Annotated in this window: 3 protein-coding genes; 1 reads left to right on the top strand and 2 read right to left on the bottom strand. The window is 59.5% G+C overall.

Translation table 11 applies throughout. The features are described 5' to 3' along the window. Positions 1-4 precede the first annotated feature (4 nt). A complete protein-coding gene (locus tag K206_RS0136415) occupies positions 5-391 on the bottom strand; it encodes an RAQPRD family integrative conjugative element protein (protein ID WP_020207137.1) in 387 nt (128 codons plus the stop codon). 161 nt (positions 392-552) lie between these two features. Between K206_RS0136415 and K206_RS40515 the strand changes: the two genes are divergently transcribed. After that, positions 553-1923 (top strand): hypothetical protein, encoded by a 1371-nt coding sequence (locus K206_RS40515; RefSeq protein ID WP_043367971.1) that lies wholly within the window; start codon positions 553-555, stop codon positions 1921-1923. On the opposite strand, the gene K206_RS0136405 is transcribed toward K206_RS40515, so the two are convergent. Next, positions 1924-2157: TIGR03747 family integrating conjugative element membrane protein (locus K206_RS0136405; RefSeq protein ID WP_029044464.1), on the bottom strand; the 234-nt coding region annotated here is incomplete at its 5' end.

The raw sequence follows: 2157 nt of genomic DNA, 5'->3' as shown, positions 1-2157 counted from the left end.
CCGTTCATGGCTTGCTCTCCGCAGTCGTCGTCGGCTGCGATGGCGAGGCGGCCCGCTCGGTGCGGTAGTCGCCGGACAGTTCAGAGAGGTCGCGCGGCTGGGCACGCGACGGTGTGAGGTGGGCCTGGATGCCAGCGCGCACGCGCGCCAGGTCAGCCAGCAGCCGCGGGTAATCGAAGTGGTAGCGTTCGCCCGGCTGGATGGGGGCATGCGCGGCGCCGTCGGCGACGGTGCGCTCCAGCGCGTCGAGCTGGCGCAGCGCGGCGACCAACTCCTGGCGCTGCGCCGGGGCCTCGGCCAATGCCGTAGGGGACTGGCCCAGCAGGAGGGCCATCACGAGAAAAGTGGGCACGCCGCGATGCGCGGCGCGCAGCCAGGTTGAAGCCACCATCGCGCCATTCCTGTGTGATCAGCAATGGCTTGATCGTGGAGATCAGGGCTGCTTTAGGCCGCAAACAATAGGAACCCGCGGATGACCGGATTGATGGATGCCGAGGCTGTTAGTGTCAGCCTGGGCTATCCTGCGGTCAGAAGTAGATCGAGGAGGAATTTATGGGGCTAAAGACCGAACTGAAAGCTCTGGTGGATGAGTTAGATCGCGTGCACAAGGGGGCCACTCCATGGTCCGAAGAGGCCGGCATTCCTGATTTCGTCACCGCCGAGAACGGTATGCAGCGGTACTTCACCAGAAAGGCAAGAGAGGCGCTTGGGCAGTTCTCCAGCACCCTTCATCAGAATCGGACTCTGAACTCAGTGAAGATCGAACCCGAAGCCTTTCAGAAGATTACCCGCCAAGCCGTTGCCGATATGCACGCCTCGGGTGAGCTTTCAGGGTTTGATGAATGCGATCAGGGCGGGCTGCTTCCCAAACTGAAATTGCTTATCGAGGAACGACTCGCAAGCATCACCAACGAACACACGCACTATTTCCCGGCCTGGACCCTGGGCATGGAGAGGAAGTCTCCGTTCTCCCTCGGCCCGGTGACATTCTTGAATAGGTCGGACTGGATAGATTCAGTAGATTTCCCTCAGCAGGGAAAGGATCACTATCTGAACCAACCAGAGGCGAACCACCGCTGGAAGGAAATTCTCAAGGATGCCTTGCAGAAACCCAATGATGGCTCCTCCATCGAAGGGCTGGCCAACGCCGTTTACAGTGCGATAGTCGGATGTCCAGCCTTGGTCAAGGTAACAGTCCGTGGCTATGAGCGTGAATTCTCACGCAAGCTGGCCAGATTGGTTGGCAAGACAGCGCTTGACTCTATCTCTCTGGGCTTTGGAGCCTCCGAGTGCTTCCTGCAACAGGCGCTTCAAGACGAGCGCCTACCGCCTGCCGGTAGCGATCGTCTGGTCGAAACTAAAGGATTTCTGTGGCTGCCTGGAAGCTCGCTTGGAAAGCGGATTCTCTCGCAACCCCCCAAACGAGTAAGGCAAGCGTTGGATGACATGGCATCAATTCTTCCGGCATTCGCGGCGATCCTTGAAGGGCTGCTTGATCCATCGAATCACGAGCATCCCAAGCTTGCCAATCGATGGGCTACTGCGCTGGACTGGTTCGGCGAAGGCAATCGTGAGTCAAGTGATGCCATAGCGCTAGCAAAGCTTGGAACCTGCCTGGATGTACTGTGCTGCGGCGGCAAGAACGACGGTATCCGTGAGATGGTCGTACATCTGACCGGCACGAAAGGGGACACGCAGGTTATCCGGGGAAACCGCCCTCGCACACTGAAGCAGTTGGTCAAGGACATCTATGACCACGGTCGATCGCAGATACTGCATGGCACACACTACGACAGACTGGAATCATTCGCCGAAGAGCGCCAGTATGCCGCCTACCTCGCACGGATAGTGTTGATTGAGTGCGCAGTGCGGCTACAGCGTTATGGTGGTCCGGACGAAGACAAGGCGTTCAGAACAATGTAGCTACAGGTACTTTTTGAAGCTCCCCGCTGTTAGGCTCACGGCCAGTCCCAGCAAGGCGGCGCTGGGCAGCAGGATCAACAGCGGATGCACCGAGATCGGCAAGGCCAGGTACGTCACCCAGGGCAGCACGGCCAGCGGCATCAGGCTTGCTTTCGCGCGGTGGTAGATGAAGCCCGATTCGCGGCCTGCGCCGAACCGGCGCACGTCGCGCCGCACCAGGCCGTCGATCAGGCC

Origin of the sequence: Cupriavidus sp. WS, from assembly GCF_000395345.1 — a bacterium.
In the GTDB taxonomy this organism is placed as follows: domain Bacteria; phylum Pseudomonadota; class Gammaproteobacteria; order Burkholderiales; family Burkholderiaceae; genus Cupriavidus; species Cupriavidus basilensis_B.
The sequence above is the reverse complement of the archived record's forward strand: the minus strand, read 5'-3'. Positions and strand labels throughout refer to the sequence as shown.

Coding starts and splice junctions, on each gene's coding strand:
- K206_RS0136415 (WP_020207137.1), bottom strand. CDS start 391: ATGGTGGCTTCAACCTGGCTGCGCGCCGCGCATCGCGGCGTGCCCACT.
- K206_RS40515 (WP_043367971.1), top strand. CDS start 553: ATGGGGCTAAAGACCGAACTGAAAGCTCTGGTGGATGAGTTAGATCGC.